18 protein-coding genes are annotated in these 17941 nt (G+C 60.4%); 17 read left to right on the top strand and 1 reads right to left on the bottom strand.

All coding sequences use genetic code 11. The features are described from left to right. The first annotated feature begins 347 nt into the window (after nt 1-347). The 12 genes from ACUIAD_RS02195 (at nt 348) to ACUIAD_RS02140 (ending at nt 11253) form a co-directional block, all read left to right on the top strand. On the top strand, nt 348-1169 hold the full coding sequence (locus ACUIAD_RS02195; protein ID WP_181414499.1) for an ATPase: 822 nt from the start codon (nt 348-350) through the stop codon (nt 1167-1169). After that, on the top strand, nt 1166-2275 hold the full coding sequence (locus tag ACUIAD_RS02190; RefSeq protein ID WP_445343549.1) for a CpaF family protein: 1110 nt from the start codon (nt 1166-1168) through the stop codon (nt 2273-2275). Before ACUIAD_RS02195 ends, ACUIAD_RS02190 begins: the two co-directional genes overlap by 4 nt. Further along, entirely contained in the window at nt 2268-2930 is a 663-nt protein-coding gene (locus ACUIAD_RS02185) for a Flp pilus assembly protein TadB (RefSeq protein WP_445343548.1), read from the top strand. The genes ACUIAD_RS02190 and ACUIAD_RS02185 overlap by 8 nt, the downstream gene beginning before the upstream one ends. After that, nucleotides 2921-3463: a pilus assembly protein gene (locus ACUIAD_RS02180; RefSeq protein ID WP_110452749.1), complete on the top strand. Its 543-nt coding sequence runs from the start codon at nt 2921-2923 to the stop codon at nt 3461-3463. The genes ACUIAD_RS02185 and ACUIAD_RS02180 overlap by 10 nt, the downstream gene beginning before the upstream one ends. Nucleotides 3464-3648: 185 nt before the next feature. Next, on the top strand, nt 3649-4029 hold the full coding sequence (locus ACUIAD_RS02175) for a DUF4244 domain-containing protein (RefSeq protein ID WP_258333198.1): 381 nt from the start codon (nt 3649-3651) through the stop codon (nt 4027-4029). Continuing rightward, entirely contained in the window at nt 4016-4393 is a 378-nt protein-coding gene (locus tag ACUIAD_RS02170) for a TadE family type IV pilus minor pilin (RefSeq protein ID WP_110452748.1), read from the top strand. Before ACUIAD_RS02175 ends, ACUIAD_RS02170 begins: the two co-directional genes overlap by 14 nt. A gap of 3 nt (nt 4394-4396) precedes the next feature. Next, nucleotides 4397-4792 carry an Rv3654c family TadE-like protein gene (locus tag ACUIAD_RS02165; RefSeq protein ID WP_445343547.1) on the top strand — a complete coding sequence of 132 codons (396 nt, stop codon included), beginning with the start codon at nt 4397-4399 and terminating at the stop codon, nt 4790-4792. 71 nt (nt 4793-4863) lie between these two features. Further along, the gene (dnaX, locus tag ACUIAD_RS02160) at nt 4864-7815 is read left to right on the top strand and encodes a DNA polymerase III subunit gamma/tau (RefSeq protein WP_445343546.1); all 2952 of its coding nucleotides are present in this window, start codon (nt 4864-4866) and stop codon (nt 7813-7815) included. Beyond that, nucleotides 7815-8420 carry a recombination mediator RecR gene (gene recR, locus ACUIAD_RS02155; protein ID WP_445343773.1) on the top strand — a complete coding sequence of 202 codons (606 nt, stop codon included), beginning with the start codon at nt 7815-7817 and terminating at the stop codon, nt 8418-8420. The genes dnaX and recR overlap by 1 nt, the downstream gene beginning before the upstream one ends. 331 nt (nt 8421-8751) lie before the next feature. After that, nucleotides 8752-9585: an aspartate kinase gene (locus ACUIAD_RS02150; protein ID WP_445343545.1), complete on the top strand. Its 834-nt coding sequence runs from the start codon at nt 8752-8754 to the stop codon at nt 9583-9585. Further along, nucleotides 9582-10145 (top strand): ACT domain-containing protein, encoded by a 564-nt coding sequence (locus ACUIAD_RS02145; protein WP_015022547.1) that lies wholly within the window; start codon nt 9582-9584, stop codon nt 10143-10145. The genes ACUIAD_RS02150 and ACUIAD_RS02145 overlap by 4 nt, the downstream gene beginning before the upstream one ends. 19 nt (nt 10146-10164) lie before the next feature. Then, on the top strand, nt 10165-11253 hold the full coding sequence (locus tag ACUIAD_RS02140) for an aspartate-semialdehyde dehydrogenase (RefSeq protein WP_110452744.1): 1089 nt from the start codon (nt 10165-10167) through the stop codon (nt 11251-11253). 109 nt (nt 11254-11362) lie between these two features. Here the strand turns inward: ACUIAD_RS02140 and ACUIAD_RS02135 are convergent, their stop codons facing one another. Further along, nucleotides 11363-12376: a sugar-binding transcriptional regulator gene (locus ACUIAD_RS02135; RefSeq protein ID WP_445343544.1), complete on the bottom strand. Its 1014-nt coding sequence runs from the start codon at nt 12374-12376 to the stop codon at nt 11363-11365. A 261-nt stretch (nt 12377-12637) separates the two neighbouring features. Here ACUIAD_RS02135 and ACUIAD_RS02130 point away from each other — a divergent pair, with 261 nt between their 5' ends. The 5 genes from ACUIAD_RS02130 (at nt 12638) to ACUIAD_RS02110 (ending at nt 17860) form a co-directional block, all read left to right on the top strand. Next, entirely contained in the window at nt 12638-13627 is a 990-nt protein-coding gene (locus ACUIAD_RS02130; protein WP_445343543.1) for a phosphotriesterase family protein, read from the top strand. Continuing rightward, complete coding sequence (locus tag ACUIAD_RS02125; protein ID WP_445343542.1) at nt 13624-14307, top strand: 3-dehydro-L-gulonate-6-phosphate decarboxylase; 684 nt, start codon at nt 13624-13626, stop codon at nt 14305-14307. The genes ACUIAD_RS02130 and ACUIAD_RS02125 overlap by 4 nt, the downstream gene beginning before the upstream one ends. Next, nucleotides 14304-15173: an L-ribulose-5-phosphate 3-epimerase gene (locus tag ACUIAD_RS02120; protein WP_445343541.1), complete on the top strand. Its 870-nt coding sequence runs from the start codon at nt 14304-14306 to the stop codon at nt 15171-15173. The genes ACUIAD_RS02125 and ACUIAD_RS02120 overlap by 4 nt, the downstream gene beginning before the upstream one ends. A 236-nt stretch (nt 15174-15409) precedes the next feature. Continuing rightward, complete coding sequence (locus tag ACUIAD_RS02115) at nt 15410-16366, top strand: sugar kinase (protein WP_445343540.1); 957 nt, start codon at nt 15410-15412, stop codon at nt 16364-16366. A gap of 102 nt (nt 16367-16468) precedes the next feature. Continuing rightward, nucleotides 16469-17860, top strand: a complete 1392-nt coding sequence (locus ACUIAD_RS02110; protein WP_445343539.1) for an MFS transporter — start codon at nt 16469-16471, stop codon at nt 17858-17860. The last annotated feature ends 81 nt before the right edge of the window (nt 17861-17941 follow it).

Below are 17941 nucleotides of genomic sequence, written 5' to 3'. Positions count from 1 at the left end.
ACATCAGCGCCGGGGGCTGGTGCTGTCGCCAAGGGGCGGGTGTGCTGGTAGCCATGACCGGAATGAGCATAGGCAGACCGCAGAAGATTATAAAAGTTGGCATGAGAGGGTGGAAGCCTGAATGGACTCCGCACTCCTTTAATTCAGTCGGGTCGCTCCCGGAGCATCGAGCGGGGAGGGCGACGGGTATGGTCCGACAGTTCGATCAGTCGGGATCGTCGGAACCTGGTTGCTTGCAGGATGAGGGTGCCGATCGGCTCGGGCGATCTTCCCTGTCCGATCAACGGATTGCAGGCCAAGATACGGGCATTGGGCGTAGCGGTTCAGGATCCGAATATGAGTCCGCCGTGACTGGACTGGTCTTTCTCTCGGCCTCGGGAGGGCTTGGGCTGACAACCATGACCGCGCTGATGGCCAAACAGCTTCAGGACATGGGCCTGTCATGCGCTTTGGCAGATCTGGACCTGGATAGCGGAGGGATGGATGTACTTGTCGGTATTGAGGGGGCGCCTGGCATGCGTCTGGGGCGAATTCGAGCTCCCTTGGGCCGAGTGGATCCGCAAGCTCTCCATGAGGAACTGCCGATCTGGGATGGCATCCCGGTGCTCAGCAACGATCCCTGGAGCGCCCCTCCACAAGGCTGGTGGGACGTGGATGCAGCAGTCAGCGCAATGGCTGGATTTGCTGATTTGCTGTTGATTGATGCCGGTCGGGGCCGGGGTCTCGGCAATCTGCGCTCGCTGAGAGGAATGCCTTCGCTGTTGATGGTGGACATGACCGTGCTGGGGCTTGCACGGGCGAAGGCACTTCTCCATGCGCTGAAGAGCCGCAGAGGTGCTGGTGATCGAGACCAGAACAGTCAATTGATCGCCTGCAGACCCCCTATGGCTGTGATTGGGATGATGCCCATCCAGCACTGGGTCAGTCATGGCGTCGACCCGGAGGAGGCAGAGGAGTTCCTGGGTCGATCGCTGGACGCGGTTCTCAAGCCGCAGCCGAACCTGTCGGCATCCGTCTTGGATGGGCGTGGTCTGGAGCGGGTGCCGCGCGCATACGTCCGTGCTCTTCACCCCCTGGTGGAGCGGATCGCGCGGATGATAACTGTCGGCGAAAGAGAAGGAGATCAGATCTCGCCTCACGAATCGATTCGGTCCAGGACTGTCAGATGATCACAGGGAATGGGGGACGCGTTGAAGGTCCATTCTGTGATGGCGATTTCGCTCAGCCTCCTACTTTCGGGTACTTGGATGGACTGGTGAGCGATCCTGCGGTGACTGACATCGCCGTGACCGGGCAGGGCGATGTCTGGATCGATCGAGGCGCAGGCATGGAGGAGGTCCTGCTCCGGCCTGGGTTCACAGGCCCTCAGGCTGTAAGGGACTTTGCTGTGCAGTTATGCGCTCAGTTGGGACGTCGCCTGGACGATGCTCGTCCCATGGCCGACGCTTCCAGCAGAGAGGGGATCCGAATCCACGCCGTACTGGCCCCGCTTGTTCCCGAGGGCGCTGCTATCTCCATCAGATTGCCCAACAGGCATCCGCCCGGTCTGGATGAGCTAGCTGCTGCGGGGCTGTGCCCCGCCAGCTGGCTCTTCATCCTTCGGGCGCTGGTGATCAACCGAGCCAGCATCCTGGTGACCGGAGGCACGGGTGCCGGCAAGACCACGCTGCTGCGGGCCCTGCTGAGTATGTGCCCGCAGGAGCAACGGCTGATCGTCGTGGAGGAAGTTCGCGAGCTAGGTCGTATTGCCGGTCATAGGAATATGGTTTCCCTGGCTGCCAGAGAGTCGAACGTTGAAGGAGCAGGGGGCGTTGGGCTGGTCGATTTGGTCAAGGCCACACTGCGCATGCGGCCAGATCGGATTATCTTGGGCGAGTGCCGGGGAGAGGAGATAGCGGATTTGTTGCGGGCCTTCAACTCTGGTCATCGGGGAGGCATGGCGACTTTGCATGCCGACAATGTGGAACGCGTTCCCTCCAGGCTAGCGACTCTGGGGCTGCTGGCGGGGCTGCAGCCGAGGGCTCTGGCAGCTCTGGCACAGGGGGCGTTTGATGCTGTTATCCATCTGGAACGTTCAGCAGGTCATAGACATATTGCCCAGATTGGTCGACTGACAACCGCTGCCGATGGTCGGCTTCTTGGAGAGGCTGTCTGCACTTGGCCTGGCCGAGGGGCTGCTGCATATGGATCGGCTTGGTCAGGGTTCGCCAGGCGGTGGGGCATTGTGACCAGCGTCCCGGCGCGCGCAACTATGGCAAAGGAGGATCATGGGTGATGAGACTGCGGTCTGGCTGACTGCGATGTTGACGGCTATTGCCGGTCTGGCCCTGCTTCCGCCTAGCGGCGTCGCGACCGCAAGACTGAAAGTCATGTCAGTCAGATCCTCTGCACGGTCAGATCGGCTCGGCCTGGCGGGGCTGATCACTTCCCTGCTTGCCTATGTTGATAATGGGGGCGGACTGGTAGAGGCCTTCGAGGAGGCATCCGGGCGGCGGTTCGCCACTCGGGAGGTCACATGGGAACGTGTCATGGCCATGCTGGAGAGTCGATGCTTACCCAAGGAACGAGGAGCGACTCTGCTGATTATGGCCCAGGCTTTGATGGCCTGCTATGGGCTCAGCGCCATCCTGGGCTGCCGGGCCTCGGATGGGCTGCGGGCCGTGGAGGCCATGCAGACGCGGCGGGCGGCTCTGGATGAGGCCCGGGAAAAAGCCTTCGCTGTGCCCAAAGCCACGATCCGCCTCCTGTCGATCTTGCCAGTGTTGACAATCATCATGGGAGAATTCATGGGTGCACGACCAATGGCCTTCCTCTGTCGCCCAGGTCCAGGGACCATATGTCTGATCCTTGGAGTGGCCTTCTATGTTCTTGGTATGGTTTGGATGCACCTGCTGATGAACGATCTGGGCAGGGAGGATCTATGGATCTGAAACCGCTGATTGCCGCAGTGTCGACCATGCTGGCCATCCTGCTCGTGGAATTCGACGGCTTGGGTGAGCGATTAGCCGATGAGCAGGTCTTCACCCCGCCCTTGAGCCTGGTATTGGCCTTGCTAAGGGTCGCTGTTCGTCAGGGGGCCTCTCTGCCCAGGGCCCTGAGTGTGGTTGGCGGGCTGCTGCCAGGTCCTTATGGGCTTCGAATGGTTCGCGTGGCTCACCTGCTCGGACGTGGCAACGGATGGGCTCTGTCCTGGTCGGGAGCGATCGGCGATCCTGATTACGGGCGGTCCATGCGGATTCTGGCTGACTGTCTGGAGCCGTCCTGGCGTTTGGGATCATCGCCCCTGACGCGTATCGACACGACTATGCGCCGGCTGGATCACCATGTTCGCAGCGTACTGGCACGGGCTACGGCGACGGTCACTGTCAGGTTGCTGGTGCCGACCGGGCTGTGTATTCTGCCCGCTTTCGTGCTGATCGGAGTCATTCCCTGCATTGCGGCCTTTGTGGGTGGGATGTCCTGAGGGTGTGGAGCTCTGGTGGGTTCAGTTGTCCACAGGTTGCCGATGCAGGTCCGCTCGACCACATGTATCTGACAAGACGGCAGAGATGGACCGGACCGAGCACAGTTAAAGGTACCGGATGCCGATTCCCTGAGGAACAGTCGTCCGCTGGGGTGGGGAAACAAGGAAAGACAAAGGTGAGAACGATGACACATACACAGGAGATTGCTACAGTCTTCCATCTGCAGACCAGACAGGCAGGAGGCCAATTGGTGCCGACTGCGACATGGCCTGCCGCAGATGCCGGATTCCGGTGGCTTCAAAGAATGCGGCAACGTTCCAATCGTTTCATGGCGGCTTTGTACGTTCGCATCAGCCGGGCTGTGGACTCTGGAGTGCGTGCCTTGCATGCACGGCTGAGCGTAGTACTGGCAAGGCCTGAATCGGGGGCCATCACTGCTGAATACGCTGTGATCATGGTGGTTGCCGCCACGCTGGCCGGAGTGCTGCTGGCCATTGTCAAATCCTCCTCTACGCGCACTTTGCTGATGGGCTTAGTGAAGAAGGCGCTCAGTGCCGTCGGCTGAAAGAGGGGCCGAGCGGAGACGACGGTGGCGATCCGATAACGGCACAGTAACGGCCGAGTTCGCCATCGTTCTTCCCGCTGTTATGGTCCTCGCTCTTTTACTGCTGACGCTGACTCAGACGATCAGGATCGGCATGGTCTGTCAGGATGCGGCCAACGCAGCTGCCAGGGACCTGATCGTCACCCAGGGCAAGGGCGATTCCCGAGAGCTGGTGAGCCGGATGGCCGGGCCGCATGCCCAGGTGCGGCTGAGCTCGTCAGCTGGGCAGACGGCAGTTAGAGTGTCATGTCCAGTGGTTTCCGGCCCAATGGGCGTGCTGCCTGCACAGGTCCATGGCGATGCCGTGGCCATATTGGAGGAATGAGTCATGCCTGAACATGTCAGAAGGACGCGCGTCGAACGTACCGGTTCATGGGTAGGGGGTTCTGATCCGGGCTCCGGCACGGTTCTGGGCATCATGCTGATGGTTCTGGTTGGCCTGGGGCTGGGTTTGGCGGTACTGCTGGGCAATCTCATGATCTGCCGGACACGTGCGCGTACCGGTGCCGACGTCTCGGCGCTGGCTGCAGCTTCCGCCCTGGACGAAGGACAGACGCAGCCCTGTGCTCTGGCTTCCCGGGTCGCTCGTCTCAACCGTGGGGTCCTGACTGACTGTCAGGTGGATGGAGGCGATGTGAAGGTCTCGGTGGGGGTAGAGACCGGGATCCCGATGATGCCCCGCCTGGTCCAGTCTGCCCGGGCAGGCCCCGAACCTTGTGGATGAGCGAAGGAAGCGGGTTGGGAAGCCTTAGGAAGGAAAGCGAACGTGTCTAAAGAAATGGATAGCCTTGAACCATGGCACTAGCACTCTATCGGCGGTATCGGCCTGACACTTTTGACGGCATCATCGGTCAGAAGCAGGTCACGGTGCCCCTTACCCGAGCTCTGGATGAGAACCGGCTGACCCATGCCTATCTCTTCTCTGGTCCCAGAGGATGCGGAAAGACCAGCAGTGCCAGGATTTTCGCTCGTTGCGTCAACTGCGCCAAGGGTCCGACCAGCCATCCCTGCGGCGAATGCGACAGCTGCAGGGATCTGGCCACGGGAGGCCCCGGTTCCATTGATGTGGTGGAGATTGACGCAGCCAGCCACAATGGCGTTGACGATGCCAGGGAGCTCAGGGAGCGGGCAGGCTTCGCCCCTGTGCGTGACCGCTACAAGATCTTCATTTTGGACGAGGCTCATATGGTCACCCAGCAAGGATTCAATGCCCTGCTGAAGATCGTCGAGGAGCCGCCGGAACACGTCATGTTCATCTTCGCTACCACAGAGCCGGAGAAAGTGATCGGCACTATCCGCTCCCGCACCCACCACTACCCCTTCCGCCTAGTGCCTCAGGAAGTCATGGGGCCCTACCTTGAGGACATTTGCGAAAAGGAGAGCATCAAGGCCGAGTCCGGTGTGCTCAGGCTGGCCATGCGGGCCGGAGGCGGATCGGTGCGTGACACCCTTTCCGTCTTGGACCAGCTCATGGTAGGCGCTGACGAGCACACCATCACTTATAATGCGGCGGTAGCGCTGCTGGGGTTTACCCCAGCAGCGCTGATCAGTGAAGCTGTGGACGCACTGATTGCCCACGATGGAGCCGGACTCTACGGTGCCATTCAAAAGGTGGTCGTCGGCGGGTTCGAGTCCCAGCGCTTTGTCGAGGATCTGCTGGCCCATGTTCGCGACCTTCTGGTTCTCAAGCTGGCGGGGGATCGGGCTGAAAGCGTGCTCAGCGGGGATGCCGACGACGACCAAGTGACCAACCTGCATCGACAGGCGGATGCTTTGGATCTACAGGTCCTGACCAGAATGGCCGATATCATCAACGATGCACTGGCGGGAATGAACGGAGCCACCTCGCCTAGGATGCGTTTGGAGTTGCTGGCTGCCAGGCTGCTGGCAATCGGCTGCGAGCCTATGGAGCAGGCACCGGTCGCAGGGGCAGCTTCCGCCGATGCGTCGGCTTCTGCGCCAACCCGCAGCGGGTTCATTGGCGCCGACAGGGCTCAGCAGAACGGCCGGCCGTCCAGAACGACGCAGTATAGTCATGCCAATGGCGCTGATGGCCCCGAACAGCCTGGCAGGGCAGTCTCGTCGTCTGCTGCAGCGCCCGCCTCCTCTGCAGGGCCGCAGCCCGTAGCCGGTTCTCGTTCCGATCCCTCCGCTAAGGGCCTGCAAGCCAGCGACGGGCAGTCGGCTCCTTCCAGCTCCCGCCCTGTCCAACCCGAGCGCATGGAAGCCCCCTCCTCGCCGACTCGACAGCCAGGGGGGCAGGCCACGCCATCCAGTCCTTCCGAATCCGCCCGGTCTGCGGAACCAACTGGGACTGCACGGCAGAATGTTGCGCAAGGGCAGGAAACCGAGGTGCCGACCGGCACGGAACTGGATAAGCGCTGGGATGCCTTGGTGGCTGCCCTGCCGGATGAGGTGCGCCAGTATGTGGTGCGGGACCGGGTGCCTACCGTGGCAATGAAAGCGGATCCCTCCGGTCGCCAACGGCTGTCCATGACCTTCGATCGTCCGCTCAGTCAGCATGCTTTCGCCATGGCCGTGGCTGCGCAGTCGGTTGACGGGGAGACCAAGGTGCCTCGTATTGTCATGGTCCGCGCTCGCCAGGAGTTCGGACAGGCCACCATGATCGCCCCGTCAGGGACGGCTGCCAACGGTGAGACGGTGGAGTCCGTTAACAGGATGTCTCCCCAGCGTCGGGCAGAGGTCAAGAAGGAGGTGGCTCTGGCACGTGCTGGCTTGGCCACTATGAATCTTGGAGCGGCGGTCATGCCTCATGCGGCCACGGAGCAGGGGCATGCCCCTAGGGAGATGACGGCCTCGGCTGGTCATGATGGTGAGACTGGAACTTCGGCATCGGGCGGAAGGTCCACCCCTGGAGAAGCTCCAGACGACGGAAGCTCCGACGATGCTCACCACCCGGTCGGCGGGCCTGTCCGGTCATCCCCGGAATCGCTGCCTGCTGCGGGCTTTGGCTCTACCGCTTCTACAGTATTGCCGGACGATGATCCGTGGGCCCGCCCTATGCCATCAACTCATGCGCCACAAAAGGCCTGGCAGTCCGGTGAGGGCAGCGACGGACCCGCTGGTCGGAAGGATCATGAGCCTAAAAAAGTGGCTTTGCCGGATATGAGCGATGACACGGATCCCTGGGCTCTGCCTGATTCCGGAACCACCTCAGTAGCATCCACAGAGCTCTCCGGCAGCCAAGATTCCGACAGTCAGAGCCGCGGAGCTTTGGATGAGGGGCTTGCAGTTGCGAAGTCGGTTGATTCGTCTGGTCTGGGAAGCGTCTCGGCTGCAACCCCTGATCCGAGATCAGAGATCGGGTCGGTTCCCGAAGACGCGGGGGTGGCAACCGGTGTCCCAACCTCGTCAGACGAGCAGGTCAGTGGTCACGGTTCGGGTACCGCCGGGAAACCGGATGAGTCAATGGCAAAGGCCTCTGTGTCTGAGGACAGGAGGATGCCTGCAGGCTTCGCTAGTCAGACCTCCGGCGGGCCCGATCAGGCTGGGGCATCGTCTGCTGGAGTCGTCTCAGAAGCTGCGGGGCCTTCCGTGGATCCTGAGGACGATGTCTATTCCATGGACGATGCCAGGCTTGGGGCAGACAATGCCATGGACCAGGATGAACTGACCAAATTGTTTGATGTGACCAAGGTGGAGGATTTTGCTGCTGATGACCCGCAGAATCCGATCAACGTGCAAAGGCGTCGACAGGAGCACGCGCAACGACAGGAAGGTGAATGATGGCTGCAACCTATGATGGAGCCATTCAACAGCTGATTGATGCCTTTGCCCAGCTGCCGGGGATTGGTCCAAAGGGTGCGCAGCGCATTGCCTTCTACATTCTGGGAGCTGATCGACGCAGCGCTCAGGACCTGGCCGATGCCATTGTTGCAGCCAAAGAGAAGGTTCGGTTTTGTGAGATATGTGGCAATGTCTGCGAGACCAGCCCATGCCCCATCTGCCAGGATCCGCGTCGTGACCGCAGCATCATCTGCGTAGTCGAGGAACCCAAGGACGTCATGAGCATCGAACGAACCGGAGAATACCGGGGTCTCTATCATGTGCTGGGCGGGGCCATCGATCCTATGTCCAACGTCGGGCCGGGCGATCTGCGCATTCCCGAGCTTTTGAAGCGGTTGGGCACGGATCAGGTCAAGGAGGTCATGCTGGCCCTGGATCCCAACATCGAAGGCGAGGCCACCACTACCTACCTGGGACGGCTGTTGGGTCCTCTGGATCTGCGGGTCACCAGGCTGGCCAGCGGTCTGCCTGTCGGCAGTGATCTGGAATATGCTGACGAGATCACCCTCGGCCGGGCGATTTCCGGCCGTCGCGACCTTCTTTAGGGCTGGCCGTCGCCGAGCCATGGCTTTCTTCGCTGCTGCTCTTTCGCGCTTCGGCTTTGGATCAGTCTTGCCGAGGTCGGTTTTTTCGGGATCCTTGTCGATGACGGTTCCGGCAAGCAGCCGTAGGGTCGCCTGTCAGACCATTTCCCGCATTCTTCGGTTACGCAAAGGCAGCATGCCTTGCAGCCCGGGTTTGTGCCGGTCTGCGCTGGCCCACGTTTCGCATATTGGTGGAGGGGGTCTGATAGAACGGTGTCGTTCGTATAATCCATGTAATCAGCATGTTGCAGATGATGGTCTAGTGGCTTAACCGTCGCGGGATGGAACAGCAGTGGCACTTATCGTTCAGAAGTATGGCGGGTCCTCGGTGGCAGATTCGGACTCCATCAAGCGTGTGGCCAAGCGCATCATAGATACCAAGCGCGCCGGCAATGACATCGCTGTGGTGGTTTCCGCCATGGGAGACACCACTGACGATCTGATTGATCAGGCCATGGATGTGGATTCCAATCCTCCAGCCCGAGAGATGGACATGCTCATGACGGCGGGAGAGCGCATCTCCATGAGCCTGCTGGCTATGAGCATCCACGCACAGGGTGAGCGTGCCCACTCCTTCACTGGTTCACAGGCGGGATTCATGACTGATGCACGCTACGGCGCCGCCCATATCCGCCATGTCAGACCCCGGCGGGTCATGAAGGCCCTGGACCGGGGCGAGGTGGGGATTGTGGCCGGATTCCAAGGGGTTAACTCAGACGGCGATGCCACCACCTTGGGCCGCGGCGGCTCGGACACCTCGGCTGTGGCCCTGGCTGTGGCGCTCAATGCGGATGTCTGCGAAATCTATACCGACGTGGACGGGGTTTTCACCGCTGACCCCCGCATCGTGCCTACCGCCCGCAGGATTGCTCGCATCTCATATGAGGAGATGCTGGAGATGGCGGCTGGCGGGTCCAAGGTGCTGGCCCTGCGCTGCGTGGAGTATGCCCAGCGCTTCCGTATGCCCATCCACGTGCGCAGCTCCTTCTCCCACCGTCCAGGCACGCTGATTATGCCCGACGATGTTGATGTCGACAAGATTCCCAATTTGGAGACCGGCCAGCTGCAGGATCGTCCCGCTGCGCACACCGATAGGCAACGGGAAATGACGGAAGGAAGGACATGACCAACGGCGAATCCATGGGCGACCTGTTCCCGGACCTGAATGGCCCAGAGTCACCCATCATCTCAGGAGTGGCCCACGACCGCAGCGAGACCCAGGTCAGCCTGCGGGCCGTGCCCGACCGACCTGGCGTAGCCGCACAGCTCTTCACTATCCTTGCCGAGGGCGGCATCAACATCGACATGATCGTCCAGGCTGGGGCGGCCACCGGTACCGTGGATATCTCCTTCACCCTGCCGTCCGCTCAGGCTGATCAGGTTGTTCCCATGCTGGATGATTCCCGCGAGCAACTGGGGTTCCGTTCAGTCGACATCAATCCCGAGGTGGGCAAGGTGACTCTTGTAGGCGTGGGGATGAAGACCCACTCGGGCATTACGGCCACCTTCTTCCGGGCCTTGAGCGACAGGCATATCAATGTGCTCATGATTTCTACCTCCGAGATCCGAATCTCCGCCCTGGTGCCCATCCAGGATCTGGACGAGGCGGTACGGGCCATTCATACGGCTTTCCACTTGGATGCCGATCAGGTCGAGGCGGTCGTTTATGGCGGCACGGGTCGCTGAGTGGAAAGGAGAAGGAGCAATGACTGACAAGGCTGATTTAGCAAGCGACGGTCGCCGTGGCATCAATGTAGCTGTTCTGGGCGCCACAGGCCAGGTAGGCATGGTCATGCGCCGCATGCTGGACGAACGGGACTTCCCCGTGGCTGACCTGCGTTTCATGGCCTCGTCCCGGTCTGCTGGAGAGCAGTTGCGCTGGCGTGACAGGATCATCACGGTCGAGGATGTGGAGCAGGCCGACTTGAGCGGGATTGATCTGGCCATCTTCTCCGCCGGCGGTTCGACCTCAGGAACCTGGGCCCCACGCTTTGCCGAGGCCGGAGCCTATGTGGTCGACAACTCCTCCCATTGGCGGATGGATCCCGAGGTCCCCCTGGTTGTGGCTGAGGTCAACCCCGAGGACCTGGACCTTATCCCCGGGCGGATCGTGGCAAATCCCAACTGCACCACCATGGCTTGCATGCCCGTGCTGAGCCCGTTAGCCAAGGCATACGGTCTGCGCCGTCTGATTGTCTCCTCCTACCAGGCAGTGTCGGGAGCCGGGCGTGCTGGCGTCCTCCAGTTGCGCGACGAGGCCAAAACCGCCGTGGAGCAGGGTGCTGATCGTTTGGTCTTTGACGGATCGGCCATCGAGTTTCCCCCGCCCACCAAGGTGGTGCGCACCATCGCCTTCAACGCCGTTCCTTTTATAGGCGACTTGGTCGATGATGGCAGCGGGGAGACCGACGAAGAGCAGAAGCTGCGCAATGAGAGCCGCAAGATCCTGCACCTGCCTGATCTGGCCGCCTCCTGCACCTGCGTGCGGGTAGGAGTCTTTACAGCCCACGGCATGAGCATCAATGCCGAGTTCGAGCACGACGTCACCCCTGATCAGGCCCATGACCTGCTGTCCAAAGCCCCTGGAGTAAGCCTGTCGGAAATACCCACTCCTCTGGATGCAGCCGGCAAGGATCCCAGCTTTGTGGGCCGCATTCGCCAGGACCAGGCTGTGGAAGGCAAGAGGGGATTGTCCATGTTCGTGGCCAATGACAATCTGCGCAAGGGAGCCGCCCTCAACGCCGTGCAGATTGCCGAGCTGATCGCCCGCAAGCACTTCGCCGACAGGATCTGATCGGGCATTTGGGCTGATTGCTCTGCACGCCTTAGGCATCCTGTACGCCCCTCGAGCATGCGCTGGCCGGCTCTGACAGGCTCCTTCTGCCTGGTGGTCTGCAATAGGGTCAGCTCTGCCTGGCCTCCGCTCGGTCCGAGGCCTGTCTGTCTGCTTGACCTTGCCGTTGATCAAGTTCAAGTATCCCTTCTGCCGTATCGCGGTCGGTGGCCAGTGCCGAGATAAGCCCGGCCCGCAGACAGGCAAGGATGCTGGCAACCTTTTGCGGCCCCCAGGCCACGCCTATGACCAGGGGGATCCGCTTCAAGCGTTCGAATTCAATCGATATAGTGCGTTCGCACAGGCTGGTTCGGATGTGGCGCCCCCAGGCATCGATGTGGTGCCCGCAGATGTGTCCCACGGCCTTGAGTTCGGTCACCTCTTCGATGAAAGCCGCATTCTCGTAGTCTTTGAAAATGTGCCCCGACCTTCCTTCTTCGACCGACCCCACTCCCACTACCGCAACGTCGGCATGCCCGCCCAGGGTCAGGGTGTCGGCGATCTGGCGTTCTTTGCGCATGGCCTCTGCCACTGGTGTTGAAGACAGGACCATGGGCACTGGCAGCGTCGAGTAGCTGCCGCCCAGTCGTTGGGCCAGCATGTGGCATATCTCGGGCGAATCCGTCATGGGATTAGTTGGCGACAGGGAGCCGATCATCTGTACGACCTTGGACTTTGACCAGTTTCGCAGGGGGACTTCGCGGACCGTGTAGGCGACTGCGTTGCCGTTGGAGACGGTTATCAAAGAGTCGGGTCTGGTCTGCTCAACCAGAAGAGATGCCGCACTTGGTGGTACCACGTCATATCCGGTGCATCCCTGCGGCGGCTCGGAGACTCGAGCGCAACGGAGCTTGAATTGTCGAATCAGCCTGGACTCAAGGTCCTCAAGCCGCTCCAGCGGATTCTCAATGGAGATCTTCACCAGTCCTCGCTCTTGGGCCTCTTTCAGCATCCGGGAGACGGAGGGGCGGGAATAGCCTGTCTCTGCGGCGATCTGAGACTGCAGCATGTGATCCTGGTAGTACATGCGAGCTACGCGAAGAAGCAGCTGAACCCGCTTGCGGGCATCCGAAGTGGTCATCATCTGTAAATCGCTGAACATATGTACATATTATCAAAATCAGTAAAAAACCACTCGAATGCTCTCTTAGGTCTAAAACGGGCTTTCTATGCGCAATATTGGAATTTATATATATCTCGATTCACGGGTTAAGTACATATGTTCATCGATATCCTTGTTGTTTTTTGATCACTCACATAGGCTGTCCTCTGTCAAAGGCACTGGCAGGAAGAGCCTGAAGACCGGTGCCGCGAAGTCGCAGAGCACAACAACAAAGGAGTTCATATGGCATTCGCACGAACGATTTTGGGAGATGTCGATCCGAGCACGCTTGGCGTAGTCAACAGCCACGACCATCTGATCCGAGTGGGTGCTGGTGAGGTCTACTTGGACAAGGACCATCAACTGGATTCAGTCGAGAAGGCAGAGACCGAGGCCGGCTATTTCGCCAATGCCTCTCTGAAGTGGAGCAAGCAGGGCGGCACCGTGGTCGATATGTGCCCCATCAACTGCGGCCGCGACATCGAGAAGCTGGCTGAGGTGGCACGCTCGGTGGAGAATCTGCAGATCATAGGGGCCACCGGCTTCCATCGGGAGCATGTCTACCTGGAGACTCAGTCACACTGGATCAACCGCTACAGCGTGGATCAGATCGCCGACCTGGTCATCGCTGATATCCGCGAGGGCATAGATCGCAACGACTACACCGGTCCCCTGGTGGATCGCAGCCCCTATAAGGCGGGCGTCATCAAGATCGGCACTGCCTACGGAGAGATCACGCCCTTCGAGCATAAGTGCATGGAGGCTGCTGCCAAGGCGGCCATCGAAACCGGCGCTCCCATCAACACGCACACCACCTATGGAACCTGCGGCCTGGAACAGGCTCAGACCCTGATCGGACTGGGGGTTCCAGCCGACCAGATCGCCATCGGTCACATCCAGCGCAATGCTGATGTCTACTACTTGGAGGAGATCCTGGATCTGGGCGTTTACCTGGAGATCGACGGCACCAACAGGATCAAGTATCAGCCCGATTCCAACAGAATGATGGAGCTCAAGGCTTTCAAGAAAGATGGCTATGAGGACCGTATCCTCCTGGGCACGGACTCGGGCAAGCGCTCCTACCAGAAGGTCTACGGCTCTGTGAGCGGCGTGGACTACAACCCTGCAGTGGATGGCCCCCGCATGATCGCCGAAGGCTTTGATCCCGACTATGTGGACAAGCTGCTCATCCGCAACGCCCACAACTTCTTCTCCTTCCGTAAGGAGGCATGAGCGCAATGGCGGCAGACAAGACTCTGGAACGTCCCCAACTCCAGATCGCTCTGGACACCTTTGATATGCCATCGGCCCTGAAGCCCTTGAACGCGGCTATCAGCCAGATCGATGTCATCGAGTGCGGAACCGTCCTGATCATTGCCGAGGGACTCAGGGCCGTGCGTGAGATCCGCGCCCTCTATCCCAATAAGACCATCCTGGCGGATGTCAGGATCGCAGAGGCCGGTGCGGTCATCTCCCGCGCCTGCTTCGAGGCGGGTGCCAGCTGGGTCTCGGTGGTCGCCGGTGCCAGCATGACCACCGTCGAGCAGGTGGTGAAGGTGGCCCAAGAGTTTGGCGGCGAGGTCCAGATTGAGCTTGGCGAGACCTACGATCCCGAACAGGCGAACGAATGGCGGCGACTTGGAGCTACTCAGGTCATCGTCCACCGTTCTCGCGATGCTGAAGCGGCCGGAAAGCTGACCTGGGGGGAGGATGACAAAAACCGCATCCTTGAGCTGCATCAGATGGGCTTCAAGGTCACTGTGACCGGCGGAGTCACAGCCAAGGATCTGCCCTTCTTCCAAGGAGTCCCCGTCGGAGTGGTGATCTCGGGTCGCGGCATTGTCAAGGCTGATGACCCCCTGGCCGCCGCCACTGAACTGCGGGAGACCATTGGCAGGGTGTGGCCGCAATGAGTGGCAGCATCACCCTGGGCATCTATGAGAAGGCGCTGAGGTCTCCCGCCGAACCGGATGACTGGGATGCATTCATATCCCAGGCGGCGGCCGATGGATTCACCTTCATGGATCTGTCCATCGACGAGAGCGACAAGCGGATGGCCCGTCTGGACTGGACGGCCGCCCAGGCTTACGCGCTCCGCCAGGCTGCAGACCGCCAGGGCGTCCAGGTCGGAGGGATTTGTCTGAGCTGCCACCGCAAGGTCGGCCCAGGCTCGGCCGATCCGACTATCCGCCGTCGGGCCTACGAAATCTTCCTCAAGGCGATCGATCTGGCTCATGAGGCAGGCATTCCACTGATCCAGGTAGCCGGTTACTACGCCTACTACGAGGACCCTGATCCTGACCAGCGCGCCAGGTATGTGGAGGTTCTGGCCAAGGCGGCTGAGTATGCGGCGCAGGCCGGCATCATGCTGGGCATAGAGAATGTGGATGGCAATGACATCACCTCCATTGCCAAGGGTCTGTCCATCTGCGATCAGATCGGGTCCTCCTGGTTGAGCATGTACCCGGATATCGGCAATCTTTACGAGCAGGAGCTGGATGCCGTGTCTGAGCTCAGGGCAGGGGCTGGCAGAATGCTGGCAATCCACGTCAAGGATGTGCTACCGGGACAGCCGCGCCGCATCATCATGGGAGAGGGCTGCGCCGACTTTCCCACGGCTTTCGCCGAGCTGGCCCGGCAGTCCTGGTCGGGGCGGATCATGCTGGAGATGTGGAATGATGATTCGGACCAGGCCGATCAGATCGTCATGAATGCAAAAGAGAAAGTGGAAACCTGGCTGCGAGGGGCTGGCATGGAGGTGCTTGGCCCTAGAGACTGAGGCAGAGGTCACAGCCGTAAGGGCCCCAAGGCTGGTGCCGTCACGGCTGTGAACCGGGGTGGGCTGTGCCGGTCCTCCACCCCATTGGCATCGGCAGGGAGGCTATGGTGCCAGCAGTCGTCCCTAAAGGGGTCGATCCGATCGGTGCGAGTCTGAACGCAAGAGGTCGTAATACGGACTGAAACGGACGTCGTGGTCCATGCTGGAAAAACGACCGTGTAGACAAGGAGCAAGTGATGGCAGAACATGCATATGACCTTTCGACCATAGGAGAGGGGCAGATCAGGCTCACGGTCAGGAGGGGGGAGCGGCTGATGAATGCAAGGTCGGTCCTGATGAACCCCGCCTGTTCCGAGGCCAACGTAGCTGGAGTCTTGGCTCAGCTTCAGCGCAGGACCCTGTGGACCTCCTCGCTGCCGGAGGGGGACTTGGGCGAATACGTCCTGAGCGAGTACAGATCCGTGGGCGTTGATCTAAGCACCATGGTTCGCAAGCCAGCCAGCCGAATCGCTCTCTACTTCATGGAGCCGGGCGAGCCCCCCATGCCGGCAAATGTCATCTACGACCGCGAATACACCCCCTTCAGATCGACGGGGATCGAAGACTATGACTGGGACCGGATGCTGGATACCCGTCTGCTTTTTCTGACCGGCATCACGGCGGCCCTGACCGATACCACGGCCCAGGTGGTGACCTACGCAGCCGAACAGGCAGAAAAGCGGGGGATCGATATCGCCCTTGACGTGAACTTCCGCAGCAAGCTCTGGACGGGAGATCAGGCCAGAAGGGTTCTGGAGCCTATTGCTCATAAGGCCCGCATGCTCTTCTGCTCCATCAGGGACGCCAAAAGCGTCTTCGGAATCGAAGGGACCGGAGAGGAGGTCTGCGAACAGCTCTACCAGCGCTTCGGCAATGAGTACATCGTTTCCACCAATCACCTGGATGGTCCTTATCTGAGGACTTCCAAGGGGATCAGGAAGTACGTCACCACAACGGTTCCGGTGGTGGACCGCCCCGGCGCCGGAGATTCCTTCGTGGCCGCCACTCTCCACGGCTTCCTCTCCGATGATGTGGAGTGCGGTGTCAGGTGGGGACAGCGGGCCGCCGAGTATGCACTGACGCATATGGGCGATCTGACCCGTATCCGTGCTCAGGAACTGGATATTCCGCTGGGCGGGGACATCAATCGCTGATCGCTCCTTCACGATCCGGGTTCGCTGCAGCTTTCTCCAAAGAGGGAGAAGACGGCCTGGATCCTCAGGCCAGACCCATACCGGGGTCGGGCCGCCATCATCATGATCATTCGAGAAAGAAAAGCACCCATTATGAGTGATACACATGTCACGCAGGCCGGGGAGGCGCTGACCGCTTACGAGCAGATAGACGCTCGTCCCCTGACCGGACATCAAAAAAGCATCATCGGTCTGGCCATAGCCGGCAACATATCCGAGTTCTTCGATATGTTCCTGATCGGTTTCGTGGTCTCCCTCCTGACCTCGGCCTGGCACCTGACCGGGATCTCCGCTGGAATCATCCTGGCCTGCTCGGGGCTGGGCACAGTCATCGGATCCATTCTCTGGGGGCGTTTGGCTGATCGCTTCGGCCGCAGGCATGCCTTCCAGTGGTGTGTTCTCTGCTTTGTGGTCTTCACGGCTCTGTCGATCTTCCTGCCTGACGGTGCCTGGATTCTGCTGGCCATCCTGCGCATCGGCGTGGGCATCGGCGTAGGCGGCCTGAACATCATCTCCATCCCTTACGTCCAGGAATTCGTGCCTGCCAAGCAGCGCGGCATGCTTTCCGGCCTGGCTTCGGTCTTCATCCCCATGGGTCTGCTTCTGGGATCCGTCTCGCAGAGTCTGATCGGCGACAATTGGCGCTTGCTGGTGGCCCTAGGCGTTATCCCCGTCCTCCTTCTGCTCTGGTTGGCGACGGTGCCCGAGTCGCCCCGTTTCTATCAGAGCGTGGGTCGTGACGACGATGCCCGCAAGGCCTTGGCATGGGCTCTTGAGCTTCCCGCGAACCAGGTCGGTGCCCTGCCGCAGGTCGAGCAGGAGCAGAAGGCCAGCTATCGTCTGCTTTTGTCCAAGCATTTAAAGCCGTTGGCCATCATTTCGGTCGGATCCTTCTGCTTTATTCTGGGTTCCTTCGCCATCCAATCCTGGGGTCAGACGCTGATGAAGGATGCCTTCGGTTTTTCAACGCAAATGGTGGCCTACCTGTTCATGGGCGTCTCCGTGGCCGACTGCATAGGCAGATTCGGCTCTGCCTGGCTGGCTGATGTCATCGGTCGGCGCTGGACTATGTTCTCCTTCGGCATCATCGGGGCCTTGGGATGCTTTTACGCGGCCTTCTTCCATAATTCAGGCTGGCAGTTCTACATTGCCGTTCTGGTCATCATGACTTTCGCCGACGGTGTCTTCGGCATTCTCAACGCCTTCGGCGGCGAGCAGTTCCCCAACGATGTCCGCTCTACCGGACTGGGACTGGGATATGGCATTGGCGCCACGGCCAAGATAGTAGGCCCAATATTCATGGGGCTCCTGGTCGGCGGCGACTATGTCTCCCAGCACATCAACATTGGCGTTGTCACCACGGCATTCACTTTCTTCGGTGTCTGCCTGGTCATTGGCGCCGTCATATACCTCTTTGCCCAGGAGACCAAGGGCAAGGATCTGGAAAGCCTGTGAGGGTGCGCAGCATGGTCTGCATGTGCAGGTAATCAAACCGGGCCGGCTTTTCGCAGGAAGGGTCGGCCCCATATTGGAGAT

This window comes from Bifidobacterium sp. ESL0819 (assembly GCF_052606245.1).
This window is presented reverse-complemented; position numbering and strand designations above follow the sequence as displayed.

Bases quoted from the DNA above. Each gene is read 5' to 3' on its own strand.
- ACUIAD_RS02115 (WP_445343540.1), top strand. From the start codon at position 15,410: ATGGCAGAACATGCATATGACCTTTCGACCATAGGAGAGGGGCAGATC.
- ACUIAD_RS02165 (WP_445343547.1), top strand. From the start codon at position 4,397: ATGCCTGAACATGTCAGAAGGACGCGCGTCGAACGTACCGGTTCATGG.
- ACUIAD_RS02120 (WP_445343541.1), top strand. From the start codon at position 14,304: ATGAGTGGCAGCATCACCCTGGGCATCTATGAGAAGGCGCTGAGGTCT.
- ACUIAD_RS02125 (WP_445343542.1), top strand. From the start codon at position 13,624: ATGAGCGCAATGGCGGCAGACAAGACTCTGGAACGTCCCCAACTCCAG.
- dnaX (WP_445343546.1), top strand. From the start codon at position 4,864: ATGGCACTAGCACTCTATCGGCGGTATCGGCCTGACACTTTTGACGGC.
- ACUIAD_RS02110 (WP_445343539.1), top strand. From the start codon at position 16,469: ATGATCATTCGAGAAAGAAAAGCACCCATTATGAGTGATACACATGTC.
- ACUIAD_RS02140 (WP_110452744.1), top strand. From the start codon at position 10,165: ATGACTGACAAGGCTGATTTAGCAAGCGACGGTCGCCGTGGCATCAAT.
- ACUIAD_RS02145 (WP_015022547.1), top strand. From the start codon at position 9,582: ATGACCAACGGCGAATCCATGGGCGACCTGTTCCCGGACCTGAATGGC.
- ACUIAD_RS02185 (WP_445343548.1), top strand. From the start codon at position 2,268: ATGGGTGATGAGACTGCGGTCTGGCTGACTGCGATGTTGACGGCTATT.
- ACUIAD_RS02130 (WP_445343543.1), top strand. From the start codon at position 12,638: ATGGCATTCGCACGAACGATTTTGGGAGATGTCGATCCGAGCACGCTT.
- ACUIAD_RS02190 (WP_445343549.1), top strand. From the start codon at position 1,166: ATGATCACAGGGAATGGGGGACGCGTTGAAGGTCCATTCTGTGATGGC.
- ACUIAD_RS02135 (WP_445343544.1), bottom strand. From the start codon at position 12,376: ATGATGACCACTTCGGATGCCCGCAAGCGGGTTCAGCTGCTTCTTCGC.
- ACUIAD_RS02180 (WP_110452749.1), top strand. From the start codon at position 2,921: ATGGATCTGAAACCGCTGATTGCCGCAGTGTCGACCATGCTGGCCATC.
- recR (WP_445343773.1), top strand. From the start codon at position 7,815: ATGGCTGCAACCTATGATGGAGCCATTCAACAGCTGATTGATGCCTTT.
- ACUIAD_RS02175 (WP_258333198.1), top strand. From the start codon at position 3,649: ATGACACATACACAGGAGATTGCTACAGTCTTCCATCTGCAGACCAGA.